This is a genomic window from Pseudomonas mangiferae (genome assembly GCF_007109405.1).
Lineage (GTDB): Bacteria > Pseudomonadota > Gammaproteobacteria > Pseudomonadales > Pseudomonadaceae > Pseudomonas_T > Pseudomonas_T mangiferae.
Genome location: NZ_VJOY01000004.1, coordinates 62,972 through 89,365, shown reverse-complemented (window position 1 = coordinate 89,365; position 26,394 = coordinate 62,972). Strand labels below are relative to the sequence as shown.

General features: G+C 72.0%; 21 protein-coding genes and 1 pseudogene. 8 read left to right on the top strand and 14 right to left on the bottom strand.

Annotated elements, in window-relative coordinates; genetic code table 11:
* Positions 1–17: 17 nt before the first annotated feature.
* The 7 genes from FM069_RS06565 to FM069_RS06535 all read right to left on the bottom strand — a co-directional run bounded on the left by FM069_RS06565 (position 18) and on the right by FM069_RS06535 (position 6,025).
* Positions 18–1,325 carry an Nramp family divalent metal transporter gene (locus tag FM069_RS06565; RefSeq protein WP_233282001.1) on the bottom strand — a complete coding sequence of 436 codons (1,308 nt, stop codon included), beginning with the start codon at positions 1,323–1,325 and terminating at the stop codon, positions 18–20.
* 102 nt (positions 1,326–1,427) lie between these two features.
* Complete coding sequence (locus FM069_RS06560) at positions 1,428–1,727, bottom strand: ribbon-helix-helix domain-containing protein (RefSeq protein WP_143487489.1); 300 nt, start codon at positions 1,725–1,727, stop codon at positions 1,428–1,430.
* A gap of 54 nt (positions 1,728–1,781) precedes the next feature.
* Positions 1,782–2,363: a DJ-1/PfpI family protein gene (locus FM069_RS06555; RefSeq protein WP_143487488.1), complete on the bottom strand. Its 582-nt coding sequence runs from the start codon at positions 2,361–2,363 to the stop codon at positions 1,782–1,784.
* An 85-nt stretch (positions 2,364–2,448) separates the two neighbouring features.
* On the bottom strand, positions 2,449–3,603 hold the full coding sequence (locus FM069_RS06550; protein WP_143487487.1) for a phospholipase D-like domain-containing protein: 1,155 nt from the start codon (positions 3,601–3,603) through the stop codon (positions 2,449–2,451).
* A gap of 4 nt (positions 3,604–3,607) precedes the next feature.
* Positions 3,608–4,183, bottom strand: coding sequence for a YceI family protein (locus tag FM069_RS06545; protein WP_143487486.1), 576 nt, complete (start codon positions 4,181–4,183; stop codon positions 3,608–3,610).
* 76 nt (positions 4,184–4,259) lie between these two features.
* The gene (locus FM069_RS06540; protein ID WP_143487485.1) at positions 4,260–5,045 is read right to left on the bottom strand and encodes an oxygen-binding di-iron domain-containing protein; all 786 of its coding nucleotides are present in this window, start codon (positions 5,043–5,045) and stop codon (positions 4,260–4,262) included.
* A gap of 92 nt (positions 5,046–5,137) precedes the next feature.
* Positions 5,138–6,025 carry an acyl-CoA dehydrogenase family protein gene (locus FM069_RS06535; protein ID WP_143487484.1) on the bottom strand — a complete coding sequence of 296 codons (888 nt, stop codon included), beginning with the start codon at positions 6,023–6,025 and terminating at the stop codon, positions 5,138–5,140.
* A 148-nt stretch (positions 6,026–6,173) separates the two neighbouring features.
* Between FM069_RS06535 and olsB the strand changes: the two genes are divergently transcribed.
* Together olsB and FM069_RS06525 are read left to right on the top strand one after the other, a co-directional pair.
* Positions 6,174–6,944 carry an L-ornithine N(alpha)-acyltransferase gene (gene olsB / locus FM069_RS06530; protein WP_143487483.1) on the top strand — a complete coding sequence of 257 codons (771 nt, stop codon included), beginning with the start codon at positions 6,174–6,176 and terminating at the stop codon, positions 6,942–6,944.
* Positions 6,941–7,717 (top strand): lysophospholipid acyltransferase family protein, encoded by a 777-nt coding sequence (locus FM069_RS06525; protein ID WP_143487482.1) that lies wholly within the window; start codon positions 6,941–6,943, stop codon positions 7,715–7,717. Before olsB ends, FM069_RS06525 begins: the two co-directional genes overlap by 4 nt.
* Positions 7,718–7,723: 6 nt before the next feature.
* Here FM069_RS06525 and FM069_RS06520 read toward each other — a convergent pair whose 3' ends face one another.
* On the bottom strand, positions 7,724–8,578 hold the full coding sequence (locus tag FM069_RS06520; RefSeq protein ID WP_143487481.1) for a universal stress protein: 855 nt from the start codon (positions 8,576–8,578) through the stop codon (positions 7,724–7,726).
* Between the two features lie 190 nt (positions 8,579–8,768).
* Between FM069_RS06520 and FM069_RS06515 the strand changes: the two genes are divergently transcribed.
* Positions 8,769–11,603, top strand: a complete 2,835-nt coding sequence (locus tag FM069_RS06515; protein WP_143487480.1) for a valine--tRNA ligase — start codon at positions 8,769–8,771, stop codon at positions 11,601–11,603.
* Between the two features lie 45 nt (positions 11,604–11,648).
* Positions 11,649–12,113, top strand: a complete 465-nt coding sequence (locus FM069_RS06510; RefSeq protein ID WP_143487479.1) for a hypothetical protein — start codon at positions 11,649–11,651, stop codon at positions 12,111–12,113.
* A 234-nt stretch (positions 12,114–12,347) separates the two neighbouring features.
* Here FM069_RS06510 and FM069_RS06505 read toward each other — a convergent pair whose 3' ends face one another.
* Positions 12,348–14,555 (bottom strand): hypothetical protein, encoded by a 2,208-nt coding sequence (locus tag FM069_RS06505; protein ID WP_143487478.1) that lies wholly within the window; start codon positions 14,553–14,555, stop codon positions 12,348–12,350.
* Between the two features lie 193 nt (positions 14,556–14,748).
* On the opposite strand from FM069_RS06505, the gene FM069_RS06500 reads away from it, so the two are divergent.
* The 3 genes and pseudogenes from FM069_RS06500 to rlmF all read left to right on the top strand — a co-directional run.
* A complete protein-coding gene (locus FM069_RS06500; RefSeq protein ID WP_143487477.1) occupies positions 14,749–15,045 on the top strand; it encodes a winged helix-turn-helix domain-containing protein in 297 nt (98 codons plus the stop codon).
* Between the two features lie 34 nt (positions 15,046–15,079).
* Positions 15,080–16,909 carry an SLC13 family permease gene (locus tag FM069_RS06495; RefSeq protein WP_143487476.1) on the top strand — a complete coding sequence of 610 codons (1,830 nt, stop codon included), beginning with the start codon at positions 15,080–15,082 and terminating at the stop codon, positions 16,907–16,909.
* 52 nt (positions 16,910–16,961) lie between these two features.
* Positions 16,962–17,985, top strand: a pseudogene (rlmF, locus tag FM069_RS06490) (23S rRNA (adenine(1618)-N(6))-methyltransferase RlmF); the annotation flags it as partial.
* A gap of 411 nt (positions 17,986–18,396) precedes the next feature.
* Here rlmF and ada read toward each other — a convergent pair.
* The 3 genes from ada to FM069_RS06470 form a co-directional block, all read right to left on the bottom strand.
* On the bottom strand, positions 18,397–19,473 hold the full coding sequence (ada, locus tag FM069_RS06480; RefSeq protein WP_143487474.1) for a bifunctional DNA-binding transcriptional regulator/O6-methylguanine-DNA methyltransferase Ada: 1,077 nt from the start codon (positions 19,471–19,473) through the stop codon (positions 18,397–18,399).
* Positions 19,474–19,550: 77 nt separating this feature from the next.
* Positions 19,551–20,171, bottom strand: a complete 621-nt coding sequence (locus FM069_RS06475; protein WP_143487473.1) for a DNA-3-methyladenine glycosylase family protein — start codon at positions 20,169–20,171, stop codon at positions 19,551–19,553.
* Positions 20,168–23,599, bottom strand: coding sequence for an AAA family ATPase (locus tag FM069_RS06470; protein ID WP_143487472.1), 3,432 nt, complete (start codon positions 23,597–23,599; stop codon positions 20,168–20,170). Before FM069_RS06470 ends, FM069_RS06475 begins: the two co-directional genes overlap by 4 nt.
* A gap of 122 nt (positions 23,600–23,721) precedes the next feature.
* Between FM069_RS06470 and FM069_RS06465 the strand changes: the two genes are divergently transcribed.
* Positions 23,722–24,309, top strand: a complete 588-nt coding sequence (locus tag FM069_RS06465) for a cyclodeaminase/cyclohydrolase family protein (RefSeq protein ID WP_143487471.1) — start codon at positions 23,722–23,724, stop codon at positions 24,307–24,309.
* A 3-nt stretch (positions 24,310–24,312) separates the two neighbouring features.
* On the opposite strand, the gene FM069_RS06460 is transcribed toward FM069_RS06465, so the two are convergent.
* Together FM069_RS06460 and FM069_RS06455 are read right to left on the bottom strand one after the other, a co-directional pair.
* Positions 24,313–25,482 (bottom strand): zinc-dependent alcohol dehydrogenase, encoded by a 1,170-nt coding sequence (locus tag FM069_RS06460; RefSeq protein WP_143487470.1) that lies wholly within the window; start codon positions 25,480–25,482, stop codon positions 24,313–24,315.
* Entirely contained in the window at positions 25,479–26,366 is an 888-nt protein-coding gene (locus FM069_RS06455) for an SRPBCC family protein (protein WP_143487469.1), read from the bottom strand. Before FM069_RS06455 ends, FM069_RS06460 begins: the two co-directional genes overlap by 4 nt.
* Positions 26,367–26,394: the final 28 nt, after the last annotated feature.

The following is a 26,394-nucleotide window of genomic DNA, read 5'->3' as shown; positions in this document are numbered from 1 at the left end:
GGGCCAGGCCGTTTTCGTCAGCTAACCCAGAAATACAGCAGGCTGAGGTTGGCCAGGCTGATCAGGGCGAACAGCGCCCAGGCCAGGGCGGCCACCAGGCGACCGTTGGCGAAGGGGCCCATGAGCTGGCGGTCGCTGCTGAAGCGGATCAGCGGCCAGAGGGCGAACGGCAGTTGCAGGCTGAGCACTACCTGGCTCAGCACCAGCAGGCTGCCCACCGCCCGCTCGCCCAGCCAGAGCACGCCCACCAGGGCCGGCAGCAAGGCCAGGGCGCGGGTGATCAGGCGCCGCTGCCAGCAGGGGATCTTCGCCTGCAGGAAGCCTTCCATCACCACCTGCCCGGCGATGGTGCCGGTGAAGGTGGAACTCTGCCCGGACGCCAGCAGCGCGATGCCGAACAGCAGGCTGGCCAGGGTGCCGCCCACCAGGGGGTCCAGCAGGTGGTAGGCGTCCTGGATTTCCACCGTGTCCTGGTGGCCGCTGCCGTGGAAGGCCGCGGCCGCCAGGACGATGATCGAGCCGTTCACCAGCAGCGCGAGGGACAGCGAGGCCAGGGTGTCCAGCCGGGCGAAGCGGATCGCCGTGCGCCGGGCCTGCTCGGAGCCGTCGGAGACCCGGGTCTGTACCACCGAGGAATGCAGGTAGAGGTTATGGGGCATCACGGTGGCGCCGAGGATACCGATGGCCAGGTACAGCGGCTCCTGGCTGCTCAGCACCTCCCAGGAGGGTTTCAGGCCGGCGGCCACGTCCGGCCAGTGGGGTTTGACCAGCAACAGCTCGACGAAGAAGCAGCCGCCGATGGTGGCGATCAGCGCCAGCACGATGGCCTCCAGGCGGCGGAAGTTGGCCCCCTGCAGCACCAGCACCAGCAGGGTGTCGAAGGCCGTCAGCAGCACCCCAGTGGTGATGGACACCCCCAGCAGCAGGTGGAACGCCAGCGCCGCGCCCAGCACCTCCGCCAGGTCGGTGGCGACGATGGACAACTCCGCCAGCAGCCACAGCCCCCGCGCCACCCCGGGCCGGTAGCGCTCCCGGGACAGCTGCGCCAGGTCGCGGCCGCTGGCGATGCCCAGGCGCGAGCAGAGGTTCTGCAGGAGCATGCCGGCGAGGCTGGCGAACACCGCGACGAACAGCAACGCGTAGCCGAAGCGTGAGCCAGCCTCGATGGCCGTGGCCCAGTTGCCCGGGTCCATGTAGCCCACCGACACCAGCAGGCCGGGCCCGGCGTACAGCAGCAGCTTGCGCCAGAGGGGTGCGTTGGCGGGGATGGCGACGGTCTGGTTGACCGCCGACGGGCAGAACGGCGCCGTGGCGGTGGTGGGCAGCTTGAAGATCACGGGGCCCTGCGTCAGCGAAACGGAAGAGCCTCCAGCTTAGCCGGAGCGCGGCGGAAAAGCCTCACCGGGGCGACCGGCACCGGATGCCGTCTAGCCGTGCAGCGGCACCACCCGGGCCGGCACGCCGGCGCGGCGCTGGCCCAGGTAGCGGGTGCAGCTCACCCGCAGGAACGACGCGAAGTTCACCACCTCGCCGCGGTAGTCCATGACTTCGTCGTAGAGCTTGCCGATCAGCTGGTTGACGGTCATCCCGTCCACCTCGGCGATCTCCCGCAGGATGTCCCAGAACTGGTTCTCCAGGCGCAGCGTGGTGACCACCCCGCGCAGGCGCAGGGAGCGCGAGCGGGACTCGTAGAGGATCGGGTCGGCCTTGACGTACAGCTCGCACATGGGTGGCGCTCCGCAGCGGTGTGGAAGGGGCGGCGCCCGGCCGCCCCGTGGGCATCAGGGTTCGATGCGGGTGCCCAGCAGGCGCAGGAACGCCGCCAGCCAGGCGGGATGGGCCGGCCAGGCCGGGGCGCTGACCAGGTTGCCCTGGACGTGGGCCTGGTCCACCGGGATGTCCACGTACTCGCCGCCCGCCAGGCGCACTTCCGGCGCGCAGGCCGGGTAGGCGCTGCAGGCGCGGCCGCGCAACACGCCGGCGGCCGCCAGCAGCTGGGCGCCGTGGCAGACCGCGGCGATCGGCTTGCCGGCGGCGTCGAAGTCCCGCACCAGGGCCAGCACTGCCTCGTTCAGGCGCAGGTATTCCGGCGCGCGGCCACCGGGGATCACCAGGGCGTCGTAGTCCTCGGCGCGCACGCCGTCGAAGTCGTGGTTCAGGGCGAAGCGGTGGCCCGGCTTCTCGCTGTAGGTCTGCTCGCCCTCGAAGTCGTGGATGGCGGTGCGCACGGTGTCGCCGGCGCGCTTGTCCGGGCAGACGGCGTGGACGGTGTGCCCCACCATGCCCAGGGCCTGGAACGGCACCATGGTCTCGTAGTCCTCGACGTAGTCGCCCACCAGCATGAGAATCGTTTTCGCGGCCATCTTGGTCTCCTCGGGAAACGGGTGTCGCGGCAGTATCCGCCGCCGGCCGGCGGCGCGGGTAACAGCCCCCTACTACAGAGGCGGCTCAGCTGCGCCGGTTCAGCAGGTCCACCACCCAGCGGTCCAGTGAGCCCCACAGGCGCTGGTAGAAACGCTTGAGCAACGGCCGCGCGCGCCAGTCGGCCAGGGTGATCTCGCGGCTCAGGGCGAAGTCGTCGCCGAAGCAGTCGGCCACTGCGCCGGTCAGGGCCGGGTCCACCGCCTCCAGGTTCGCTTCCAGGTTGAAGCGCAGGTTCCAGTGGTCGAAGTTGCACGAGCCGAGGCTGACCCAATCGTCGGCCAGCACCATCTTCAAGTGCAGGAAGCGCGGCTGGTACTCGAAGATCCGCACCCCGGCCTTGAGCAGCCGCGGATAATAGCGCTGGCCGGCGAAGCGCACCGGCGCGTGGTCGGTGCGCCGGCTGGTGAGCAGCAGGCGCACGTCGACGCCCCGGCGGGCGGCGCGGATCAGCGCGCGGCGGACCTTCCAGCTGGGCAGGAAGTACGGCGTGGCCAGCCAGACCCGCTGGCGCGCCCGCTTCAGGCTGCGCATCAGCGACTGCACGATGTCCTGGTGCTGGCGCGCATCGGCGTAGGCGACCCGGCCCAGGCCCTGCCCCGCCGGCGGCCGCGGCGGCAGGTGCGCCAGGCCGGGGGCTTCCTCGGGTTTCCACGGGTGGCGGTCGAGGCTGGCCAGCCACTGCACGTTGAACAGCACCTGCCAGTGGGCCACCAGCGGCCCTTCCATCTCCACCATCACCTCGTGCCAGGCGCTGGCGTCCGCCGCCGGCTGCCAGAACTCGTCGGTGGAGCCGGCGCCGCCGACGAAGGCCACACGGTCGTCCACCACCAGCAGCTTGCGGTGGTCGCGGTACAGGTTGTTCAGGCCGCGCCGCCAGCGCACCGGGTTGTAGGCCTGCAGCTGCACCCCGGCGGCGGCCAGCCGGGCCCGCGGCGCAGTGCCCAGGCGCAGGCTGCCGAAGCCGTCGAACAGGCAGCGGACCTTCACCCCGCGCGCGGCGGCGGCGCACAGGGCGTCCGCCAGCGCCTCGCTGCACTGGCCGCTCTCCACCAGGTACAGCTCCAGGGCCACCTGCCGCTGGGCGCCGGCGATGGCCGCCAGCATGCGCGGGAAGAAGCGCGGACCGTCGACCAGCAGGGTGAAGCGGTTGCCGTCCTGCCAGGGGAAGATGCGGCCCATGGGCTCAGCGTTCTTCGAAGATCAGCACGGCGCTGACCGGCACCGACGGGCTGATGAGGGTCAGGCCGGCGCTCTCCCGCAGGCGCTCGAGGCCCGGCAGTAGGTCGAAGTCGGCCGCCTGCAGCACCAGGGGCGAGAGGGTCACAACCTGGAAGCGATGGTCGTCCAGGCGGGTCGCCAGCAGCTCCGCGATGAAGTGGTGGGTGCGCCCGTGCAGGGCCAGGGTCAGGGGCAGGCGCAGCTCCTGCTGGGCGCCGGGGGCGAGCCCGGTGATGGGACCGGGGTCGAGGCGCGCCGAGACGATCGCCTCGGGGTGGCGGGCCACCTCGAAGAGCATCTGCCGCAGGCGCTGGTCGCGCAGCGGGATGCCGGTGAGCACCGAGTCCAGCTGGATGCGCAGCTGCGCCTGGCCGGCCGCGTCGATCTTGCCGTGCAGGGTGAGGAAGCGGTGGACTTCGGAGAGGTTGCCCTGCTTGCTGGAGATGAACGACAGGCGCGACGATTCGTTGTCCAGGTACCAGTCGGCCTGGACCGGCAACGCCGCGCAGAGAAGCAGGAAAAAGGGATACAGCCGGGACATCGGGCCCTCGCGGGTGAAACGACAAGGGCGGAACGATAACCGCCCCGACCGCCCTTGCCCACCCTCGGCAGGCGCCTCAACGCGGCAGCTGGTAGTCCTCGGGGCCCATCAGGTCGAGGCCGCACTCGAGGTTCTCGATCCAGTCGAGGAATGCCCCGATCATCGCCGGCCCGACGAACGGCCGGCCGTGCTGCGGCACGATCATCGCCACGTCCATCTTGCGCACCATGGCCACCCACAGCCGGCAAACCTTGTTGCTGGCCATGTAGCGGCGGTGGAAGCCGGCCATGTGCGGCAGGTGCTCGGTGAAGTCGGCCACCGGCGTGGCGTCGTCCACCAGGGATGCGCCCATGTCCCCGGAGAAGAGAATCTTGCTGACGGGGTCGTAGAGCTGGAAGTTGCCCACCGAGTGAAGGAAATGCGCCGGCACCGCCTTGAGGGCGGAGCGACCCAGGGGAATGCTCTGGCCGCGGTCGGGCAGCGCAATGATGCGGTCGTAGGTGGAGATGCCGTGGCTGATGGCCAGGTAGCTGGCGGTGAGGTGCGGCAGGAAGCGCGCCCACAGCTTGGAGCAGATCACCTTGGCGCGGGTGTGCAGCAGCCACTTGTCCAGGGAGGCGATGATGTCCGGGTCCTGGTGGCTGGCGAAGATGTAGGTCAGCTCCTGCACGTTGATGTGCTTGGACAGCTCCAGGGACAACGGCGTGTAGGTCAGGTCGCCGCCCGGGTCCAGCAGCAGGTGCTGGTCGTGGTCGACGATCAGGAACTGGTTGGATTGCACGCCGTCGCCGCTGACCAGGTCATCGAACATGAGGCATTGATGGGTGCCGTTTTCGAACAGCACGATGGGTTCCCGGCGCATGGCGGCCCTCTCTGAAAATGCGCCGACGTTAACGGGGGCGGCGAGTTGCCGCACTGACCTGGATCAAGTCGGCGACCGCCCGGTCGCGCCGCTCAGCCGAGGCCGAGGGCCGTGCGGGCCTTGTCCAGGCGCCGGGCGCGGGCACTGCCGGCGAGCCCGAGGATGCCGCGGTCGCGTTGCCAGAGCGCCGACCAGGGCCCTGGGGTGCCGGCCAGGGCCGCCTCGAGGGGCTCGTGCAAGGCCTCGAACTGGGCGAACAGGCCGGCCAGCAACCAGTGGCCCGCGGCCGCCGACGGGCACTGCCGGGCGACCTCGGCGCAGCCCGCCAGCAGGCCGGCGAGGCGCAGGCGCAGCGCCTCCGGCCAGGCCTGGTCGAGGCCGATGCCGTACAGCCAGGCGCTTAGCGCCGCCAGCACGTGGAGGTCTTCCAGGGTGCGGAACGGCCGCGCGTAGTCGGCCCAGCCGTCGCCGGGCAGGCGCTCGCAGGGGGCGCCGTCCAGGTGCAGCCGGGCACGGCCGACATCGGGCACCAGGGGCAACGCCGGCAACGGTTCCAGGCGCACCCCGGGGTCGCCGTTGCCCACCACGCGCAGGGCCAGCCGCGGCGCCTCCCCGTCCGCCTCTTCCCGGGCCGCCACCAGCAGCCAGTCGGCCGCCCCGGCGGCGCTGACGAAGTCCTTGCGCCCCACCAGGCTCAAATGGTCGAGGCGGGTGCCCAGGTCGGCCGGGCGCAGGCTGCGGTTCTCGGTGATGCAGAAGGCCCCGGGGCTGGCCGGCGCCGACGGCCACAGGGCCCGCAGCGCGCCCTGGTAGCCGGCGAAGAACGCCAGCCCCGGCGTCGCCGCCAGGCGCCCGCCGAGGATCGCCAGGGCCAGGGGCTGCGGCGGCTCGTCGGCCCGGGCCAGCAACGCTGCGTACCAGTCGTCGAGGGCCGCCGGTTCCAGGCGTTGCAGGGGGCCGAGCAGGGTGTGCCAGGGCATGGGAAAGGTCCTCGTCGGGGCGGGCGGTCACTGTCACACAAGCATCACGGCGGCGTCACGGCGCTGACACCGGGTCGGCCTAGCCTCCAGCTTGCACAACGAGCCCGACCGACCGCAACCGGAACCGCGCCGGCCACTGGAGGCCCTCATGACCCAGATCGCCCTCACCCACGACGTCGCCCTTCGACCGGAAAAGCGCCCACGCCGCCTGCGCGCCGAGCGCCTGGAGGACATCGCCGCGCTGCGCGAGGCCCAGGCCCTGCGCTACCGGGTGTTCAGCCGGGAGTTCGACGCCCGCCTGCAGGGTGCCGAGTTCGGCCTCGACATGGACGACTACGATCCCCACTGCGCCCACATCGGCGTGCGCGACCTGGACAGCGGCGACCTGGTGGCCACCACCCGGCTGCTGGACCACCACGCCGCCGCCAGCCTCGGGCGCTTCTACAGCGAAGAGGAATTCAGCCTGCACGGGCTCGCCCACCTGCAGGGCCCGGTGCTGGAGATCGGCCGCACCTGCGTCGAGCCGGACTACCGCAACGGCGCCACCATTGCGGTGCTCTGGGGCGAATTGGCGGACGCCCTGAACCGTGGCGGCTACCGCTACCTCATGGGCTGCGCGAGCATCCCCATGCGCGACGGCGGCATCCAGGCCCAGGCGATCATGCAGCGCCTGCGGGAACGCCACCTGTGCACCGAGCACCTGCGCGCCGAGCCGAGGAACCCGCTGCCGGCGCTGCACCTGCCGGACAACCTCAGCGCCGAGCTGCCGCCGCTGCTCAAGGCCTACATGCGCCTGGGCGCGAAGATCTGCGGCGAACCCTGCTGGGACCCGGATTTCCAGGTGGCCGACGTGTTCATCCTGCTCAAGCGCGACGAGCTGTGCCCGCGCTACGCCCGGCACTTCAAGGCCGCGGTGTGAGGCGGCTACGGCGCGTACTGCGCCTGGCGCGGCTGCTGGCGGTGCTGGGGCTGGGGGTCGTCCTGGCCGTGGCGGTCGGCCCTCTGGAGCGCCTGGGCCGACCGCGCCAGGTGCGCCCACGCCTGACCCGCTGGTTCCTCGCGCGCCTGGCGGGCTGTCTGCCGTTCCGCGTACGGGTCCACGGCCAGCCTGGCGCCGAGCCGATGCTGTGGGTGGCCAACCACGTGTCCTGGACCGACATCCCGCTGCTGGGCGCGCTGGCGCCGCTGGCTTTCCTGTCCAAGGCCGAGGTGCGGGCCTGGCCCCTGGCCGGCTGGCTGGCCCAGTGCGGCGGCACGCTGTTCATCCGCCGCGGCGCCGGCGACAGCGGTCAGCTGGGCCGCCAGTTGGCGGCGCAGTTGCGCCGGGGACGGCCGCTGCTGGTGTTCCCGGAAGGCACCACCACCGACGGCCAGGCGCTGCGCCCGTTCCATGGGCGGCTGATGGCCTGCGCGGCGGATACCGGCTGCCGCGTGCAACCAGTGGCGATCCGCTACCGGCGCGCGGGTGCGCCGGACCCTCTGGCGCCCTTCATCGGCGATGACGACCTGGTGAGCCACCTGCTGCGGGTGTTCGACGCCGACCCTGGCGAGGTGGACATCCACCTGCTGCCGCCCCTGGCCGCCGCCGGGGTGCCGCGCAACCAGCTGGCGCGCCAGGCGCGCGCCGCCATCGCCGAAGCCCTGGGGCTGGCGCCCGTGCCCGTACCCGAGGAAGTCGCCGAGGCAGCCTGAACCGCCTCAGGCGTGGGGCACGGTGAGGATGTCGCAGGGGAATTCCCGCAGCAGCGCGGTGGCCACCGTGCCGAGCATCTTCTTCTTCAGGCTCAGGTGCCCGTGGGTGCCGATCACCAGCAGGTCCGGCTGCAGCTCCTGGCAATGGCGCCGCATCACGTCCAGCGGCGCCCCTTCCGTCACCCGCAGCCGCTCGCGGGGGAACAGCACTTCTTCCTCGGCGAGAAACCGCTGCAGCGCCTCCCGGGCGCGCCGCTCGGTCTCGGCGACGTGGGCATCCATCTTCGACGGCGCGACCCCGGCGTACTGCATGAAACCCTTGGCGAACGGCTCGAAGGCATACACCACGTGGGGCTCGTAGTGGGACGGCAGGCCCAGCTCGCGGCTGCGGCGCAGGGCCTGGGCGGAGGTGGGCGACAGGTCCAGGGCCAATAGCAGGCGGCGGTAGTCACGGTCCGCCGGGCCACCCACCCGCAGCACCGGCAGCCGCGCGCTGCGGATGATCCGCTCGCCGGTGGTGCCGATGAACAGCTCCCGCGCCGAACTGGGCCGGTGCGGGCCCAGCAGCACCAGGTCGGCGTCCAGCTCGGTGCCCATGTCGAGGATGCAGCGCTCGGCGTCGCCGGTGGCCACCGCCACCCGGGGGGTGCGCCCGCACAGCTCGCCCAGGCGGTCCACCCGCGCCAGCAGCATGTCGGTGATCTGCGCCACCTCCCGCTCCAGCAGGGGCTCCGGGTAGTCCTCGTCCACCACGTGCAACAGCGTCCAGTCGCAGCCGAAATCCCGGACCAGGCGCGCGGCGCGCAGGATCGCGCACTCCGAGCGAGCGGACAGGTCGGTGGCGACCAGCAACCTCTTCATCGATAAGCTCCTGACAGGCCTGGGAAAAGGCGGTCATTCCACCGCATGGGGCGGGGGCCGCCGTTGATGCAGATCAACCGCTGTCGCGCCTCGCGGGGGGCGCCCGGACGGCCGGTGGCGATTACCGCCCGCCGCGCCATGCCGGTATACTCGACCGCTTTCGATCAGCCGCCAGCAAGAATCCGCGCCCATGGACAAGACCTACCAGCCCCACGCCCTCGAGACCTCCTGGTACCAGACCTGGGAGAGCCGTGGCTACTTCGCTCCCCAGGGCTCCGGCGAGCCCTACACCATCATGATCCCGCCGCCGAACGTCACCGGCAGCCTGCACATGGGCCACGGCTTCAACAACGCCATCATGGACGCGCTGATCCGCTTCCGCCGCATGCAGGGCCGCAACACCCTGTGGCAGCCGGGCACCGACCACGCCGGCATCGCCACCCAGATGGTGGTGGAGCGCCAACTGGCCGCCCAGGGCGTCAGCCGCCACGACCTCGGCCGCGAGCAGTTCCTGAAGAAGGTCTGGGAATGGAAGGGCGAGTCCGGCGGCACCATCACCCGGCAGATCCGTCGCCTGGGCTCCTCGGTGGACTGGTCGCGGGAGCGCTTCACCATGGACGACGGCCTCTCCGAGGCGGTGAAGGAAGCCTTCGTTCGGCTGCACGAAGACGGCCTGATCTACCGCGGCAAGCGCCTGGTGAACTGGGACACCAAGCTGCACACCGCCATTTCCGACCTGGAAGTGGAGAGCCATGACGAGAAGGGCTCCCTCTGGCACCTGCGCTACCCGCTGGCGGACGGCGCCCGCACCGCGGACGGCAAGGACTACCTGGTGGTCGCCACCACCCGCCCGGAAACCATGCTGGGCGACGCCGCGGTGGCGGTGCACCCGGAGGACGAGCGCTACAAGGCGCTGATCGGCACCTTCGTCGAGCTGCCCCTGGTGGGCCGGCGCATCCCCATCGTCGGCGACGACTACTGCGACCCGTCGTTCGGCACCGGCTGCGTGAAGATCACCCCGGCCCACGACTTCAACGACTACGAAGTGGGCAAGCGCCATGCCCTGCCGCTGATCAACATCTTCGACAAGAACGCCGCGGTGCTGGCCAGCGCCCAGGTGTTCACCCTCGACGGCAGCGTCGACCACGCCCTGCAGGCGGGCATCCCGGCGGACTACGCCGGCCTCGACCGCTTCGAGGCGCGCACACGCATCGTCGCCGCCTTCGAGGCCGCCGGCCTGCTGGAGAAGATCGACGACCACGCCCTCAAGGTGCCCAAGGGCGACCGCTCCGGCACGATCATCGAGCCCTGGCTCACCGACCAGTGGTACGTCTCCACCCAGCCCCTGGCGGAGAAGGCCATCGCGGCGGTGGAGAGCGGCGAGATCCAGTTCGTGCCCAAGCAGTACGAGAACATGTACTTCAGCTGGATGCGCGACATCCAGGACTGGTGCATCAGCCGCCAGCTCTGGTGGGGCCACCGCATTCCGGCCTGGTACGACGAAGCGGGCAACGTCTACGTCGGCCGTGACGAGGCCGAGGTACGGCGCAAGCATGGCCTGGGCGAGGCGGCATTGCGCCAGGACGAGGACGTGCTGGACACCTGGTTCAGCTCCGGCCTGTGGACCTTCTCCACCCTCGGCTGGCCGCAGCAGACCGACCTGCTCAAGACCTTCCACCCCACCGACGTGCTGGTCACCGGCTTCGACATCATCTTCTTCTGGGTCGCCCGGATGATCATGCTGTCCACCCACCTGACCGGGCAGATCCCGTTCAAGACGGTCTACGTCCACGGCCTGATCCGCGACGGCCAGGGGCAGAAGATGTCCAAGTCCAAGGGCAACGTGCTGGACCCCCTGGACATCGTCGACGGCATCGACCTGGAATCCCTGGTGGCCAAGCGCACCAGCGGCATGATGCAGCCCAAGCTGGCCGAGAAGATCGCCAAGCAGACCCGCGCCGAATTCCCCGAGGGCATCGCCAGCTACGGCACCGACGCCCTGCGTTTCACCTTCCTGTCCCTGGCCACTACCGGCCGCGACGTGAAGTTCGACATGGGCCGGGTCGAGGGCTACCGCAACTTCTGCAACAAGCTGTGGAACGCCGCCAACTTCGTCATCGAGAACACCGACGGCCGGGACACCGGCGCCACGGGCGACGCCGCGGTGGAGCTGTCCGCCGTGGACCGCTGGATCCTCTCCGCCCTGCAGCGCTGCGAGCAGGACGTCACCCGCCACCTGGATGCCTTCCGCTTCGACCTGGCCACCCAGGCCCTCTACGAATTCGTCTGGGACGAATACTGCGCCTGGTACTTGGAGCTGGTGAAACCGGTGCTGTGGGACGACAACGCGCCCCTGGAACGCCAGCGCGGCACCCGCCGCACCCTGGTGCGGGTGCTGGAAGTCATCCTGCGCCTGGCGCACCCGTTCATGCCGTTCATCACCGAGGAAATCTGGCAGCGGATCAAGGCCCAGGCCGGGCAGCAGGGCGACACCCTGATGCTGCAACCCTGGCCGGTGGCCGACCAGGGCAAGGTGGATGCCGCCGCCGAAGGCGACATCGAGTGGGTGAAGACCTTCATGCTGGGGGTACGGCAGATCCGCGGTGAGATGAACATCTCCATGGCCAAGCGCATCGACGTGGTGCTGGGCAACGCCAGCGACGCCGACCGCCGGCGCCTGGGCAGCTTCGAGCCGCTGCTGGCCAAGCTGGCCAAGCTGGAGTCGGTGCGGGTGCTGGGCACCGGCGAGGACGCGCCCATGTCCGCCACCGCCCTGGTGGGCGACATGCAGGTGCTGGTGCCCATGGCCGGGCTGATCGACAAGGGCGCCGAGCTGGCGCGCCTGGACAAGGAGATCGCCCGCCTGGACGGCGAGGTCAAGCGGGTCGGCGGCAAGCTGGGCAACGAGGCCTTCGTCGCCAAGGCCCCCGCCGAGGTGATCGACAAGGAGCGCGCCAAGCTGCTGGAGGCCGAGCTGGCCTTGGGCAAGCTGGCCGAGCAGCGCGAGAAGATCGCCAACCTGTAAACGAAGAAGCCCCCTCCCGCGGGCTTTTTTCTGCACGGTGCCACCATGATCGAGCTGCGTTTTGAATCCACCCTGCCCACCACGCCGGACATCGCCTGGCGCTGGATCACCGACGTGCGCCACCTGCGGGAGGAAATGCGCCCCTGGCTGTGGATGAGCGTGCCCCGCGGCGTCCGCAACCTGGAGGACGTGCCGGTGGTGCCGGGGCAGCCCGTGTTCACCAGTTGGCTGTGGCTGCTGGGCCTGCTGCCCCTGGGGACCTCGCGGCTGACGCTGCTGGCGATGGACGCCCGCCAGGGCTTCGTCGAACAGTCGCCCATGACCGGCATGCGCCTGTGGCGCCATGCCCGCCACCTGGAGCCGGTGGCGGACGGCGTGCGCCTGGTGGACCGACTCAGCGTCGAGCCGCGGCTGCCGGCTCCCCTGGTGAGGCTGTTCCTGCGCCTGCTGTTCGCCAGCCGCCACCGGACTCTGCGCCGCCGCGCGGCCCGCTGCGCCAGCCGCGGCTGAACTCGCGCGCGGGCGCCCAGCCGCTCACGGTCGACGACGCCCGGTCAACGCAGGCCAGCCGCTGGGGCGATCGCCCGAACGAACCAGGCCCGCCGGCGGCGGGCCTGGTTTCCTGTCAGCCGAAAGACACCGCGCCGCGGGCCACCGGAGCCGGTCGCCCGTCGCTAAGCCGCTTGCGGGTGGCCATCCGCAGCTAGCCGCCCGCAGCTGGCCGCCTGCAGCTGGCCGCCGGCCTCATTCGATACGGATCGTCCGCAGCGCGACGCCCAGCATGCGCTCGTCGGCGACGTTGGGCGCGCGGGCGTCCGGGGTCAGGATGCGCACCACGTTGCGGCCTTCCCGGTAGGGCACGTGCTGCAGGTCGATGCGCTGCTCGCCGTCGACCGAGCCGCTGAAGACCCGGATATCGTTGAGCCACAGCTCGACGGCCTGCTGCCCGAGGGCCGTCAGTTCCAGGCCCAGCTCGCCCTTCAGGGCCGCTACGTCCTGCACCCCGAAGGCCAGTTCCGACGCCGTGCCCAGGGTCCAGCGGTGGGTGGGTTCCGGGGTGGACCAGTTCTGGAAACTCAGGCGCGGGTCGGCGAAGCCCAGGGTGCCCGACACCGCCGCCTCGCCCCCGCCCAGGGGCAGGTCCACGGCGAAGCCGTCGTTGCACTGGGGGAAGCGCACGGTGGGGTTGAACATGGGGCAGGCCAGCACCCGGTAGGCGCCCTCGCCCACGGCCGCCAGGGGCACATCGACGGTGACGGTCTCGCCCTGGGCGAGCGGCCGGTCCAGGGGGAGGAAGACATGGCGCATGTCGGCCCCGGCGTTATCCACCACGCTCACCTGCCAGCCCACGGTGTGCGGGTCGTCGATCAGCCGGGTCCAGCTCTCGGCGCCGGTCTTTTTCAGCCGCAGGCGCAGGCTGGAGCGGTCGGCGCTCAGTTGCCCGTCGGCCTCGAAGGCGAACCGCCCCTCGCCCGCCGGCCGCGGCGTGGCTCGGCGCACGAACAGGTGGGGGATGTACGAGGCCGGGTCGAGGTCGTACCAGCGCTGGAAGGCCTGGGTGTAGAACAACAGCTGGCTGCCGCGGAAGTCCGGCGAGGGCAGCACCTCGTCGGTGGACGGCTCCCGGTAGGTGTGCAGCTGGATGACCCGGGGCGCCAGGGACAGCACGTAGTCGTTGTCCCACTTCTGCATGAAGCCGCCTGGCAGCTGGGAAATGTGCCGGTTGTTCAGGCCCACCATGTCGATGGTCGGCAGGCCGGAGTAATAGGGGATGGCGCCGGCGTCCACCACGGCGATACGGCTGTCGGGCGGCAGCGCCATCTCGGCGATGCGCTTGCCCATGACCACGTCCCACTCGGTGGCCATCCGCTCGGTGCGGGCCTCGGCGTACAGCTGGGTGGAGAGCCAGAGGGAATAGCCGACGAACGCCACGGCCAGCAGGCCGGCGGCCCGCGGCAACCCGGTCAGGGCCAGGGCACAGATGCCGATCATCAGCGGCGCCACCGGCATCAGGAAGCGGTAGCCGATCATCCAGTCGCCGCCCACCAGCAGGTTGAACGCGAGGTACCCGCCGACGTGGATGAAGACGATCCAGGCCCACCAGCCCGGGTTACCGCCCCGGCGCAGCAGCAGTGCGGTGGCCGCCAGGTAGGGCAGCAGCAGGTAGCCGTAGTCGGTGGCGAAGCGGGTCACGTAGCGCAGGCCTTCGGCGACCTGGGTGGCGAGGTCGCCGGTCTTCGCCGACACCGTGGTGGGCAGCAGCTCGCCGAACAGCCGGTAGCGCCAGAGCAGCAGCAGGCCCAGCACCCCGGCGAACACCAGGGCCGCCGCCAGCAGCCCGCGCGCGGACACCGGGCGCCCCCGCAGTGCGCGGCTGGCGGCGTACACCAGGAGCGCGCCGAAGAACGCCCCGCCCTCCGGGCGGGTCAGCGCCAGGCCGCCGAAGACCAGGCCGGCCAGCGCGAAGTGGCGCACCCGGCCGGTCTCGCCAGCCAGGAAGCAGGCGTAGCAGCTGGCCACCAGCAGCAGGGCGAAGAAGATCCCCTCCATGGCGGCGGGCGCCCACAGCGCCAGCAGCGGGAAGGCCACGAACATCGCCAGCAGGGCCAGGCGCGGCCCCGCCTGGACGCTGCCCTCGAAGCGCCGGTGGAGATGCAGCAGCAGGGCCGCCGTCGCCAGGTAGCTGGCCAGGCCCAGGGCCTTGGCCGCCTGCAGCGGCTCCGCGCCGCACCGGGCGAGCAGGGCGCTGAGCCAGGTCCAGCTGACGCTGGAGAACCCTTCGACCCGTTCGCCGTTGAAGGTCATCCCGTTCCCGGCCACCCAGTTCTTCACGTAGACCGCGTAGATGAAGGCGTCGTCCGGCTGGTAGAACCAGTAGAGGGCGACGTGCAGGAGGCCGAGGGCGAACAGGGCAGCCAGCCCCAGGCAGGTAGCGTTGCGCGCAGAAAGCATGAGGGTTCCTTGTATATCCCAGCGGGCGTCCGGTGCCGGAGCGGCTGACCTCTCAGGGGCCGGCATTTCGATCGGACGGGCGACCTTATACCAGATGACGCCGGGCGCCTGGGCCCGCCCGGGCTGGCCACGCCGGCCGTGGCTGCTATCCTCCCGGCCCGATGGCCGTGCCGCGGCGCCCCGGAGGATTCCCATGGAAATCAGCAAGACCCGCACCAGTTTCTACCGCCGCCTCTACGTCGCCTGGCTGATCGACAGCGGCGGCGCCGCCACCGTCCCCGCCTTGATGGACGCCACCGGGATGCCCCGGCGCACCGCCCAGGACACCCTGGCCGCCCTCGCCGAGCTGGACATCGACTGCCGCTTCGAGCAGGACGCCGGCGCCCGCAACAACGCCGGCCACTACCGCATCCACGACTGGGGCCCCATCGACCGCGCCTGGGTCGCCGCGCAGTTGCCGCGCATCAAGGACACGCTGGGCTATCCGTGACAGCCTGGGCTACCGTTGACGCCCCGAGGACCCGATGAACCCGCAACTGATCTGGGTATTGACGCTGCTGGCCGTGGCGGTGGCGCTGTTCGCCGCCAACCGGCCGCGCATGGACGTGGTGGCGGTGCTGGTGATGGTGATCCTGCCGCTGTCCGGGGTGATCGACGTGCAGGACGCCCTGGCCGGCTTCAGCGACCCCAGCGTGGTGCTGATCGCCGCGCTGTTCGTGATCGGCGAGGGGCTGGTGCGCACCGGCGTGGCCTTCCGCCTCGGCGGCTGGCTGGCGCGCCGCGCCGGCAGCAGCGAGACCCGGCTGCTGGTGCTGCTGATGCTGGCGGCCGCCGGCCTCGGCTCGGTGATGAGTTCCACCGGGGTGGTGGCGATTTTCATCCCGGTGGTGCTGAGCATCGCCTCGCGCCTGCGGGTGTCGCCGCGCCGGCTGATGATGCCGCTCTCGGTGGCGGGGCTGATCAGCGGCATGCTGACCCTGGTGGCCACCGCGCCGAACCTGGTGGTGCACAGCGAGCTGCGCCGCGCCGGCTACGACGGCCTGGGCTTCTTCAGCCTGACCCCGTTCGGCCTGGCGATCCTGCTGCTGGGGGTCGTCTACATGCTGCTCACCCGGCGCTGGCTGAGCAGCCCGCCGGCCGGCGCGGACGCTTTGCGCAGCCGCCGCACCCTGCTCGACCTGGTGCGCGACTACCACCTGGCCGGCCGCGAGCGGCGCCTGCGGGTGCGCGACGACTCGCCCCTGATCGGCCGGCCGCTGCAGGAGCTGCACCTGCGCACCCTGCACGGCGCCAACGTGGTGGGCATCGAGCGCCAGTACCGCTTCGGCCGCGAGGTGCTCAGCCCCGGCGCCAGCACCGAGATCAAGGCCGGCGACGTGCTGCTGCTGGACGTCTTCGCCCCGCTGGAAGACCCCCATGCCCTCTGCGAGCGCCTGGGCCTCGACCCACGGCGCCTGCGCGGCAGCTTCTTCACCGACCAGTCCCGGGAAGTGGGCATGGCCGAGGTCACCCTGCCGCCGGACTCCACGCTGATCGGCAAGACCCTGCTGGAACTGGCCTTCCGCAGCCAGTACGGGCTCAACGTGATCGGCCTGCGTCGCGAACGGGAGCCACTGCAGGACAACCTGGTGGAGGAGCGCCTGCGCTTCGCCGACACCCTGCTGGTGATCGGCCCGTGGAAGGCCATCCGCCAGTTGCAGACCCAGCAGCGGGACTTCCTGGTGCTGAGTCTGCCGGCGGAGATCGACGAGGTGGCGCCGGCCGCCAGCCAGGCGCCCTTCGCCCTGCTGGCCCTGGGGCTGATGGTGGTGCTGATGATCGGCGGCTGGGTGCCCAACGTGCTGGCGGCGCTGATCGCCTGCCTGGCCATGGGCGCGTTCCGCTGCCTCGACATGGACAGCGCCTACCGCTCGATCCACTGGCAGAGCCTGATCCTCATCGTCGGCATGCTGCCCTTCGCCCTGGCGCTGCAGAAGACCGGCGGCATCGAGCTGGCGGTGCAGGCCCTGGTGGGCCTGGTGGGGGACGCCGGCCCCTACGCGATCCTCGCCAGCCTGTTCACCCTCACCGCGCTGATTGGCCTGTTCGTCTCCAACACCGCCACGGCGGTGCTGATGGCGCCGGTGGCGATCGCCACCGCCGAGCAGATCGGCGCCTCGCCCTACCCCTTCGCCCTCACCGTGGCCCTGGCCTCCTCGGCCGCCTTCATGACCCCAGTGTCGTCGCCGGTGAACACCCTGGTGCTGGGCCCCGGCCAGTACCGCTTCGGCGACTTCGTCAAGGTGGGGGTGCCGTTCACCCTGCTGGTGATGGTGGTGACCGTGCTGATGGTGCCCTGGCTGTTCCCGCTGTAGCGCCGCGGGCGGCTGTGGGAGAATGCGCGCCCCGTTGCCAGGAGCGCCCGCCATGTCCCGCCCCCGCGGCCGAACCCCGCGCGCCACGCCGCCCGCCGCGCCCGCCTCCCGGGAGGCGGCGCTGCACCCGCGCAACCGCCACCAGGGCCGCTACGACTTCCCGGCGCTGATCGCCGGCAGTCCGGAACTGGCGGCCTACGTGATCCTCAACCCTTACGGCAAGCGCAGCATCGACTTCGCCGACCCGCAGGCGGTGAAGGTCTTCAACCGCGCCCTGCTGCGCCATTACTACGGCATCCGCCACTGGGACATCCCGCCCGGCTACCTGTGCCCGCCGATCCCCGGCCGCGCCGACTACCTCCACGGCCTCGCCGACCTGCTGGGCGAGGACGCCGGCGCCACCGGCATCCCCCGCGGGCCCGGGGTGCGGGTGCTGGACATCGGTGTCGGCGCCAACTGCATCTACCCGCTGATCGGCCACTGCGACTACGGCTGGCGCTTCGTCGGCGCCGACATCGACCCCCAGGCCCTGGACGCGGCCCGCGCCCTGGTGGCCGCCAACGGCCTGGGCGATGCCATCGCCCTGCGCCGCCAGGCACGCCCCGAGCGGCTCTTCGACGGCGTGCTGGAGGCCGGCGATCGCTTCGACCTGACCCTCTGCAACCCGCCGTTCCACGCGTCCCTCGACGAGGCCACCCGCGGCAGCCAGCGCAAGTGGCGCAACCTGGGCAAGCTCGACCCCAGCCGGCGCCTGCCGGTGCTGAACTTCGGCGGCCAGGGCGCCGAACTCTGGTGCGAGGGCGGCGAGGCGGGCTTCCTGCAACGGATGGTGGCCGAGAGCAGGGCGTTCGCCGGGCAGGTGCTGTGGTTCAGCAGCCTGGTCTCCAAGGCCGCCAACGTCGCCGGCATGCAGGCCCACCTGCGCCGGGTCGACGCCTGTGAGGTGCGCACCGTGGCCATGGCCCAGGGCCAGAAGCAGAGCCGCTTCATCGCCTGGAGCTTCCACGACGCCACGGCACGGGCCGCCTGGCACGCCGGACGCACGGCGGACTGAAAGGGGATCACGGGCCCGGCAGAAGGCGGATGACGCCGCCAGGGGCTCGGCTGATGGCCTGCGCGGCCCGGCCTGCGCAGCCCGACCTGTGCGACCCGACCTGCACAGCGCGCGGCCAACCGGGAAATGTCTGCTTCGTACCCCGGCGAAGGGCGGGCAGCCTGCCTTCCGAACCCGGCCGATCAGCCTCCGCCGCTGACGGCTCCACCCATGCCCGAGCCCAGTCACTTGGGACGCCTGGGCAAGCCAGGCCGGATCAGCGACGACGCGCCCGTCGGCCCGCGGGCTCCTAGGTTCTGTACGAAAAGTAGTCGAGCGAAGGTCAGGCAAGGCAAAAACAGGCGAAGAAGCGCAGTTTACGTGCTGTAAATGAGCATTCTGAGCCTGTTTTTTAACGCAGCATCACCGAGCGCAGGCACGTTTCGTACAGAACCTAAGGGGCGTCCGGCGTTTCCCGTTCCAGCAGGAGCCGCTTGCGCTCCACGCCCCAGCGATAGCCCGACAGGCCGCCGTCGCTGCGCACCACCCGGTGGCAGGGGATCGCCACCGCCAGGCGGTTCGCCCCGCAGGCCTGGGCCACCGCCCTTACCGCCCGCGGCGAGCCGATGCAGGCGGCCACCTCGGCGTAGCTCAGGGTGCGGCCCGCAGGAATCTCCCGCAGCGCCTGCCAGACCCGCTGCTGGAACGCGGTGCCGCGGATGTCCAGGGGCAGCGCCAGGCCCAGTGCCGGCGCCTCGACGAAGCCCACCACCTGGGCCACCAGGCGCTCGAAGTCCGCCTCGCCGCCACGCAGGTCGGCCCGGGGAAAGCTGTCCTGCAACTCCCGCAGCAGCGCTTCCGGGTCGTCCCCCAGAAGGATCGCGCAAACACCCCGCTCGCTGCGCGCCACCAGGATCGCGCCCAGGGCGCACTCGCCCAGGGCGAAGTGGATCACTGCGTCGCGTCCGCCGGCCCGGTAGGCGCTGGGGGTCATCCCCAGCATGCCGTCGGAGGCCTCGTAGAAGCGCCCGCTGGAGGCGAAACCCGCGGCGTACAGGGCGTCGGTCACCGTGGCGCCCTCCTCCAGGCCCTCGCGCACCGCCCGCGCCCGCCGGGCCTCGGCGTAGCCCCGCGGCGTGAGGCCGGTCAGGGCCTTGAACACCCGGTGGAAATGCCAAGGGCTGAGCCCGGCGCGGTCGGCCAGGGCCTGCAGGGAGGGCGGCTGCTCGGCGGCCTCGATCCAGCGGCAGGCCGCCGCCACGGTGCTCGCCCACTGCGCGTCGATGGCGCTGCGGTCCGCCGCCACCCGCCGGCTCGGCCGGTAACCGGCGGCCTCGGCCTGGGCGGGCGTGTCGAAGAACTCCACATTCTCCCGCCGTGGCAGGCGCGTCGCGGCGCTGGGCCGGGCGTACACCCGGGTGGTGCGCACGCCATAGACGAAACGCCCGTCGGCGGCCGGGTCGCGGCGCAGCAGGGCCTGCCAGCGGGGGTCGTCGTCGGCGACGGGGAAGCGGGAAGGGTCGGTGTCCATGGCAGTCTCCGATTGGAACGGTGCCAGCGTACCCGCCGGCGCCGGGGCTCGCACTCCGCCGCTTGCGGCCGAATTCCTCAGCCCGCCGGCACCCGCCAGAGGTACCAGGCGGCGGCGGTGCGATGGGGACTCCAGGCCAGGCCCAGCTGCGCCAGCTGGCGCGGCTTCGGCTGCTCCGCCAGGCCCTTGAGCCGACGGTAGCCTTCGCGCACGCCGAAGTCGTCCACCGGCAGCACATCCGGCCGCGCCAGGCTGTAGATCAGCAGCATCTCCACGGTCCAGCGGCCCACCCCGCGCAGCGGCAGCAGTCGCCGCACCAGGGTTTCGTCGTCCAGGGCCAGAGCGTCCTTCAGAGCGGGCACCGTGCCTGCCAGGGTCGCCTCGGCGATGCCCTGCATGGCCAGCACCTTGCCGGCGGAAAAGCCGCAGCCGCGCAACGCCTCGGGGCCGACGGCCAGCAGCAGCCGCGGCGTCGGGAACGTGCCGTCCGGGGACAGCGCCAGCAGCCGGGCGAGCATGGCGTCGCCGGCCCGCGCGTGCAGCTGCTGGTAGGCGATGGCGCGCACCAGCGCCTCGTAGGGCTCGCGGTCCGGCCGGGGGCGGTGGGCGCAGGGCCCCACCCGGGCCACCAGCCGTGCCCAGTCCTCGTCCAGCCCGGCGAGGAAGGCCTCCGCGGCCTGCGGCGCCGGGGCGCTCATGCCGACCCCACCGCGTAGCGCCGGTCCAGGCGGCTATGGCCCAGGCCGGCGGTCTTGTAGACATTCAGCTGCACCGGCACCCGCTCCTTGAGGGCCTCGATGTGGCTGATGATGCCGATGGTCTTGCCGCTGGCGTTGAGGGCATCCAGGGCGTCCAGGGCGATATCGAGGGTCTCGCCGTCCAGGGTGCCGAAGCCCTCGTCGAGGAACAGTGAGTCGATGCTGGCCTTGTGGCTGACCAGGTCCGACAGGGCCAGCGCCAGGGCCAGGCTGACCAGGAAGCTCTCGCCGCCGGAGAGGGTGCGGGTGTCCCGGGCCACGTCGCCCTGCCAGGTGTCCACCACCTCCAGTTCCAGGTCGCCGCCGCCCCTGCGCGCCAGCTGGTAGCGGCCGTGCAGGCGCTCCAGGCGGCGGTTGGCCAGGTGCACCAGGTGGTCGAGGGTCAGGCCCTGGGCGAACTTGCGGTACTTGGCGCCGTCGGCCGAGCCGATCAGGCCGTTGAGCTGGTTCCAGCGGGCGTGCTCCGCCTGCTGCCCGGCGATGGCGGCGAACAGCGCCTGCTGGTTCTGCCGCCGCGCGTCGTCCGCCTGCAACTGGGCGCGGATTTCCCCCTGGCGCTGGGACAAGGCCCGGGCCTCGGCCTGCAAGGCCTGCAGGCGCTCGTCCAGTTGCTCGTCGGACAGGGACGTGCGGGGCGCCGCGGCCAGCGCCGCCAGCGCCTGCTCCGCGGCCGCGCGCAGGGCCTGGGCGTCGCCCAGGGCGCGCTGCAGGGCCTCCCTGCGCGCCTGCAACGCGGCGCGCTCGGCCTCGTCCAGGCAGGCGGCGAGGAATGCCCCTTCGTCGGCGAACGGGCTGACGGCCAGGGCCTCATCCCAGGCGTGGGTCGCCGCCCGGGCCTCCTCCTGCTGGCGCTCCAGCAGGCGCGCCAGGGCCCCCTGCTCGCCCTGCACCTGTTCGCCGCGCCGCTGGGCCGCGTCGAGCCGGGCCTCGGCGTCGGACAGGGCGCGCTCCAGCGCCTGGACGTCCGCCGGGTCCTCCACCGTCCCGGCCGGGGCCACGCCGTCCCCCCGGGCGCTCCAGGACTCGGCGCGCTGGTTGGCTGCCCGCGACTCGGCCTCCAGCCGCACCTGCTGCTCGGCCAGGGCCTGGACCCGCGTCCGCGCCCCTTGCCAGGCTTCCACCTCCGCCTCCCGCTGGCGCAGCCAGGCCTCGCCCTCGTCCGGCAGGGCGTGACCCAGCTCCGCCAGCTCCCTCGCCAGGTCGCCCTCCAGGGAACGCTGGCGGTCGTCCGTGGCCTGCACCCGCTGAGCCAGTGCGTCCAGCCCGTCCTGGGCCCGCACACGGGCATTGTCGGCCGCCGTCACGGCCGCCGCGGCCTCGGCCTCGGCAGCCGTGGCCACCTGCACAGCGCCGCGTGCGTCGTCCAGCCCGGCCTTGAGGGCATCGAGGCGCGCCAGGGTCGCCTGCGCCGCCGCCAGCGCCTGGCCTTGCTGCGCCCGTTGCCGCGCCACCTCGTCGTCGTCCGCGGAGGCCAGGCCCAGCGCCCGCGCCTCCTGCTCCAGGCTGTCCAGCAGGGCGGCCTGCTGCCGCTGCCCGTCCTCCTGCTGCGCCGCGAGCTGCCGGACCTGCTCGTCCAGGCGTTCCACCTCGCCCTTGAGGTCCTGGCCGCGCTCGTTCAGGCGCTCCAGCTCCGCCCGGGCCGCCGCCAGGGCGCGTTGTGTCTCGGAGACGTCCAGGGCCTGGTAGGCGGCGATGGCCGGGTGTTCGTGGGCGCCGCACAACGGGCAGGCTTCGCCGGGCTGGAGCTGCGCCCGGTAGGCCTCCAGGGCCTGGATGCGTTGCTCCTGCTGCAACAGGGTGTCCTTGTCGCGGACCTGCTGCTGCACCGTGCGGTAGCGTTCCCGCAGGGCGGCCAGCTCGGCGTGCGTGTCGGCCTGCTGGCGGGTGCGCTCGGCCAGGGCCTCGGTCCAGCGGGCCAGCTGCTCCTCCCGTTCGCGGCGCTGCGCGGCCAGCGCCTGCAGCCGCTCCAGGCCGCGGCCGCGGTCGTGCAGGCGCTGCCAGTCGGCGCGCCAGTCGGCCTCGCCGCGTTCCCCCAGGGTTTCCCGCCACTGCCGTTGCAGGTCGGCCTCGGCCTGGCGTGCCGATGCCATCGCAGCGTGGGCGTGGTCCAGGACGACCTGCCGGGCCGCCAGGTCGTCGCCGGCCCATGCCAGCGCCTCGGCCCCCTCGCGCTGGCGGGCCTGGAGATCGGCCATCTCCAGGCGATTGGCCGCGCGGGCGGCGAAGCGGCTGCGCCAGTCGCTCAGGCGCTCCAGCAACACCCCCAGGTGGGCCTGGCCGGCCACTTGCCGCGCCAGCGCCTCGCGCTGATGCGCCACCGCCTGGGCCGCGGCCTGGTGGGCGGCGGCGAGCTGGCGGGCGGCCCCTTGCGCGTGCCCCAGGTGCCGACGCGCGGCCTCGGTGATCTGCTCGTGCTCCAGGCGCACCCCGGCCAGGGTCTGCTGGGTGGCCACCAACTCCCGCCCGGCGGCCTGATGCGCCCGGTGCAGCGGCTGCAGGCGCGCCGCCGGCTCGCTGGCGGCCAGCCGCTGCAGGTCGTCGGCAGCCTCGGCCAGGGCCTGGCGGGCGCGCTGCTCGTCCTCCGTGGCGGCGCGCTGCCGCGCTTCGCCGGCGGCCAGGGCCGTGCGCCACTGACGCTGGGCGGTGGCGTCCTCCAACTGCTGGCGAAGCTCCGCGTCGTGCTGCTCCAGGCGCGCGCCTTCCTCGGCCAGGGCCTGGCGCTGGGCGTCGTCCAGCAGCTCTACCCCCTCGGCCCGGGCGCGCAGGTGGTCCAGGGCCTCGCGCACCTCGCGGGCCCGCTCGAATACCCGCTGGGAAAGCCGGCCGTAGATGTCGGTGCCGGTGAGCTGCTCCAGCAGCTCCGCGCGGCTGCGGGCGTCGGCCTCCAGGAAGGCGGCGAAACCGCCCTGGGCCAGCAGCATGGAGCGGGTGAAGCGGTCGAAATCCAGCCCGGTGAGGCGTTCCACTTCGCGGGGTTTGTCGCTCAGGCGGTCGCAGATGATCCGCCCGTCCAGGTGGGCCAGCTCGGCCTTGGCCGGCTGCAGTGCGCCGTCGGCCCGGTCGCGGGCGCGGCGTTGGCTCCAGAAGGCGCGGTAGCCCTCCCCGCGCACCTCGAATTCCACCTCCGCCAGGCAGTCGGCGCAGTGCCGGGTCATCAGCTCGTTGCTGCTGGCGGACAGCGCGCCCATGCGCGGCGTGCGGTGGTAGAGGGCCAGGCAGATGGCATCCAGCAGGGTGGTCTTGCCGGCCCCGGTGGGGCCGGTGATGGCGAACAGGCCGTTGTCGCGGAACGGTTCGGCGGTGAAGTCGATCTTCCACTCGCCTTTCAGGGCGTTGAGGTTCTTCAGGCGCAGACTGAGGATTTTCATGGGGTCACCGGAGGGGCCAGGGGGCGATTCTGGCATCCGCAGCCCGTCGCTGCGAACCCGGAGCGGGGAAACCTGCGGAGGCGGCGTGCGTTCGAAGGTCCATCGCCAAGGGGAATCCCGCCATGACCGATAGCCTGTGGAACCAGACCCTGGCCGATTTCCGCGACGCCCTGGGCGCGGACCGGCCCACCCCCAGCTGCGGCGCCGCCAGCGCGGTGAGCGCCAGCCTGGGCATGGCCCTGGTGGGGATGGCCGTGCGCATCACCCTCGCCGATGCAACGGAGGCTGACCGGCTACCGCTGCAGGACCTGCTGAGCCGCTGCGATACCCTGACCGAATCCCTGGGGCAGCAGGCGGACGCCGACGTGCGGGCCTTCGACGCTTACCTGGCCAGCGACAAGGAGCATCCCGAAGGCCCGGCGCCGGAGGCGCTCCGGCAGGCACTGGCCGTGCCCCTGGCCAGCGCCCGGCTCTGCCACCAGGGGCTGGAGGCGGCCCGGGCCGCCTTGCCCCTGTGCAAGCCCGGCCTGCGCAGCGACGTGGTGGCGGGCGCCGGGCTGCTGCATGCCGCGCTGGGCGCGGTACTGCTCAACCTGGACGCCAACCTGGACGCGCGCACGGCCGCGGAAGAACGCGCTGCCCTGGAGCAGGCCCGGGACACCCTGCAGGCCGACGCGGATGCCCTGCTGCAGGCGATCCGCGCCGGCTGAACGTCAGGGCCGGAAGACCGCCCGCATGCAGCTGTCCTGCTTGTCCTTGAACAACCCGTAGCCGGCCGGGGCGTCCTCCAGGCTCATGGGGTGGGTCAGCAGGTAGGAGGGGTCCAGTTCGCCCTTGCGGATGTGCTCGAACAGCCGCTCGGCATAGCGCTGGCCGGGCTGCTGGCCGGAGCGCAGGGTCAGCGCCTTGTTGACGATGGCGCCCATGGGGAACTTGTCCAGCACGCCGCCGTAAACGCCGATCACCGACACCGTGCCGCCCTTGCGGCAGGCGCGGATCGCCTGGCGCAGCACCGAGCCTCGTTCGGTGTGCAGGCGCAGCATCTGCTTGGTGCGGTCGTAGAGGTAGTCCGGCTGGGTGCCGTGGGCTTCCATGCCGACGCAGTCGATGCAACGGTCCGGGCCGCGGCCGCCGGTGAATTCCAGCAGCGCCTCGTGGACGTTGGTGGTCTCGTAGTTCAGCACCACTGCGCCGGCCTTGCGCTCGGCCAGGTCCAGGCGGTCGGGGAAGCGGTCGATGGCGATGACCCGCTCCGCGCCCAGCAGGTAGGCGCTGCGGATCGCCATCTGCCCGACCCCGCCGCAGCCCCACACCGCCACCGTGTCGCCGGGCTGGATACCGGCCAGGTCGGCGGCGAAGTAGCCGGTGGGCGCGGCATCGGAAACGAACACCGCCTGCTCGTCGCGCACCCCGTCGGGCACCTTGAACAGGTTGACGTCGGCATAGGGCACCCGCACGTAGGTGGCGTGGCTGCCGGCGTAGCCGCCGAAGGCGTGGCTGTAGCCGATGATCCCGCAGCACGGCTGGCCGTAGGCCAGGTCGGTGGCCTCCGGGTTGGGGTTGGAGTTGTCGCAGCAGGAGAAATCGCTGCGCTTGCAGTGCTCGCAGTCGCCGCAGCCGATGATGGAGATGCTGATCACCCGGTCGCCCTTGGCGAAGCCCTTGATGGCCGAACCCACCTCCACCACCTCGCCGAGGAATTCGTGGCCGATGATGTCGCCGGGCTTCATCGCCGGCACGTAGCCGCCCAACAGGTGCAGGTCGGAGCCGCAGACCGAGGACAGGGTCACCCGCAGGATCACGTCCCGGGGGTTGAGGATGGCGGGGTCCGGGACGGTGTCCACCTGCAGTTTATTGGGGGCCTGCCAGGTCAACGCTCTCATGCCGTGCCCTCCCCGTTCGCCAGGGTCGCCGAGGCTTGGCCAGCATCGGTTCGCTCAGCAGAGGGGCGACCAGACGAGGCGGCACTGTCTGCCGAGGTCCGGCCTGCGGAGGGGCGCTCGTCCTTGTCGGCAGCCTGGGCAGCGATGGCCGGGCGTTCGCCGGCGGTGGGGATCTCGCCGGTTTCCAGGTACTGCTTGAGACGCCGCAGCTCGCGTATCAATACCGTGCCGGTGACCCGCCCGAACAGCGATGCGGCGGCGTAGCCGACCCGCCCCGCCGGCGGCTCGCAGGCCAGCAGCACGCGCAGCTCGGTGCCGCGGCCATGGGGCGCGTCGGCGAAGCTCAGGGTGCAGCGGTGGGGCAACCAGCGGGCGTCCTCGGTCATCCACACCAGGCGCTCGTCGTCGCGGCACTCCTCGCGCTTCAGGGTCAGGTCGAAGGTCTTGCCCAGGGGCGCGCCGAAGGTCCAGCGGGAGCGGCCATCCTCCAGCGCCTCGATGCGCTCCACGCCGCCCAGGGCCTCGACCAGCGCGTCCGGCTCGGCCAGGCGCTGGAACACCTCGCTGCGGGGCCGGGCGATGGTGACGCTGCGGCTCAGGGCCTCCAGGTTGCGCCAGCCGTAATGCTGTTGCAGGCGGCGCTCCAGGGGCGAGGCGGTGGTGGCCTGCTTGAGGCGGCAGTGGCCGCTGGCGCCGCGCCAAGCCAGCAGCGCGCCCATGCCGGCCTGCAGCAGGCCGCCGACGCCGCCTTCGCGCAGGCCGTTGAACAGCAGCGCGCCGCCGCCCACCAGGGAAAGGGTACGCTCGGTACGGTCCAGGTTTTTCGTGCGCACCTGGTCCGGGGCCCGCCGGGTAGCGGACAGGGGTTCGTCGAACTCGGACATCGTGGTCTCCTTGCGAGGGGGTACAAGG

Excerpts from the sequence above, each read along its gene's own strand:
- FM069_RS06470 (WP_143487472.1), bottom strand. The coding sequence starts at position 23,599 with ATGAAAATCCTCAGTCTGCGCCTGAAGAACCTCAACGCCCTGAAAGGC.
- FM069_RS06560 (WP_143487489.1), bottom strand. The coding sequence starts at position 1,727 with ATGTGCGAGCTGTACGTCAAGGCCGACCCGATCCTCTACGAGTCCCGC.
- olsB (WP_143487483.1), top strand. The coding sequence starts at position 6,174 with ATGACCCAGATCGCCCTCACCCACGACGTCGCCCTTCGACCGGAAAAG.
- FM069_RS06460 (WP_143487470.1), bottom strand. The coding sequence starts at position 25,482 with ATGAGAGCGTTGACCTGGCAGGCCCCCAATAAACTGCAGGTGGACACC.
- ada (WP_143487474.1), bottom strand. The coding sequence starts at position 19,473 with ATGGACACCGACCCTTCCCGCTTCCCCGTCGCCGACGACGACCCCCGC.
- FM069_RS06455 (WP_143487469.1), bottom strand. The coding sequence starts at position 26,366 with ATGTCCGAGTTCGACGAACCCCTGTCCGCTACCCGGCGGGCCCCGGAC.
- FM069_RS06535 (WP_143487484.1), bottom strand. The coding sequence starts at position 6,025 with ATGCCCTGGCACACCCTGCTCGGCCCCCTGCAACGCCTGGAACCGGCG.
- FM069_RS06540 (WP_143487485.1), bottom strand. The coding sequence starts at position 5,045 with ATGCGCCGGGAACCCATCGTGCTGTTCGAAAACGGCACCCATCAATGC.
- FM069_RS06555 (WP_143487488.1), bottom strand. The coding sequence starts at position 2,363 with ATGGCCGCGAAAACGATTCTCATGCTGGTGGGCGACTACGTCGAGGAC.
- FM069_RS06550 (WP_143487487.1), bottom strand. The coding sequence starts at position 3,603 with ATGGGCCGCATCTTCCCCTGGCAGGACGGCAACCGCTTCACCCTGCTG.
- FM069_RS06495 (WP_143487476.1), top strand. The coding sequence starts at position 15,080 with ATGAACCCGCAACTGATCTGGGTATTGACGCTGCTGGCCGTGGCGGTG.
- FM069_RS06475 (WP_143487473.1), bottom strand. The coding sequence starts at position 20,171 with ATGAGCGCCCCGGCGCCGCAGGCCGCGGAGGCCTTCCTCGCCGGGCTG.
- FM069_RS06500 (WP_143487477.1), top strand. The coding sequence starts at position 14,749 with ATGGAAATCAGCAAGACCCGCACCAGTTTCTACCGCCGCCTCTACGTC.
- FM069_RS06515 (WP_143487480.1), top strand. The coding sequence starts at position 8,769 with ATGGACAAGACCTACCAGCCCCACGCCCTCGAGACCTCCTGGTACCAG.
- FM069_RS06505 (WP_143487478.1), bottom strand. The coding sequence starts at position 14,555 with ATGCTTTCTGCGCGCAACGCTACCTGCCTGGGGCTGGCTGCCCTGTTC.
- FM069_RS06520 (WP_143487481.1), bottom strand. The coding sequence starts at position 8,578 with ATGAAGAGGTTGCTGGTCGCCACCGACCTGTCCGCTCGCTCGGAGTGC.
- FM069_RS06545 (WP_143487486.1), bottom strand. The coding sequence starts at position 4,183 with ATGTCCCGGCTGTATCCCTTTTTCCTGCTTCTCTGCGCGGCGTTGCCG.
- FM069_RS06465 (WP_143487471.1), top strand. The coding sequence starts at position 23,722 with ATGACCGATAGCCTGTGGAACCAGACCCTGGCCGATTTCCGCGACGCC.
- FM069_RS06510 (WP_143487479.1), top strand. The coding sequence starts at position 11,649 with ATGATCGAGCTGCGTTTTGAATCCACCCTGCCCACCACGCCGGACATC.